The organism is Candidatus Cardinium sp. cBcalN2 (assembly GCF_022810445.1).
GTDB lineage: Bacteria > Bacteroidota > Bacteroidia > Cytophagales > Amoebophilaceae > Cardinium.
Genome location: NZ_JAACGD010000161.1, coordinates 1 through 921, shown reverse-complemented (window position 1 = coordinate 921; position 921 = coordinate 1). Strand labels below are relative to the sequence as shown.

At 30.7% G+C, this 921-nt stretch carries 1 protein-coding gene; it reads left to right on the top strand.

Annotation, left to right across the window (positions count from 1 at the left end; genetic code table 11):
* Positions 1–297: 297 nt before the first annotated feature.
* On the top strand, positions 298–921 hold a 624-nt coding region (locus MUW74_RS04080), incomplete at its 3' end, for an Rpn family recombination-promoting nuclease/putative transposase (RefSeq protein WP_243553095.1).

The following is a 921-nucleotide window of genomic DNA, read 5'->3' as shown; positions in this document are numbered from 1 at the left end:
AGGGCTGAATGGATACTAATGGATACTAGTAGATAAGGTAGAAGCATATATACGTAAGAAGCATATGTCAGGTGATATTTATTATTCTAAGATAAATCTTATTCACGATACATTGAATAGTTTTTTATCCTAATAAACAATATTTATTCACGTTTAATATGATATTTTTCTATTTGATATCTATTATAGATAAATTATTAAGTTAAAGTAAATAGGTAGAAAAGAATACAATCAAGCACTAGATAATGATATGCTTTTGAACAATTCTTTTGTGATTTATTGTAATGTACTGATCAGATGACTAAAAGACAAAAGAAAGAAAAGGATAAAAATGAGGGAATAGATAAGCCTCATGATATGGCTTTTAAGAATACCTTCTGCAATAAGGAAGCTATGCTAGACTTCTTAGCTGCTAATCTACCTAATGAGCTATTTGGTAAAATAGATCAGGAAAATTTACAATTGACAAATAAAAGTTTTGTGGATCCAGTGGGTAGAAGAGGGGAGTCTGATTTAGTGTTCAAAACCAATATAAATAAACAAACAGGTTACCTATATGTCCTGGCCGAACACCAATCTACCGAAGATACATATATGCCTCTTAGATTTGCAGAATATAACATTCAACTATTACGCCAACATTTAAAAGAAAACGGAAATGTATCCCTTCCAATCATCTTAAACATCTGTATATACAACGGCAATAAGGCCTATAAAGGCTCAAATAGTTTATTATCGATGTTTTCAGATCCTGAATTAGCTAAATCTTGTATGTTTGATCGTTTTCATTTGGTTGATCTCTATAGTACACCAGAGCATGAACTACTTAGCTATAAAAAGGCTGCTTTTGCAGCTATGGTTCTGAAACAAGGTATTTATCGTTCGTTTAATCAATGGTTTATTGAACATATAGGCTTAATT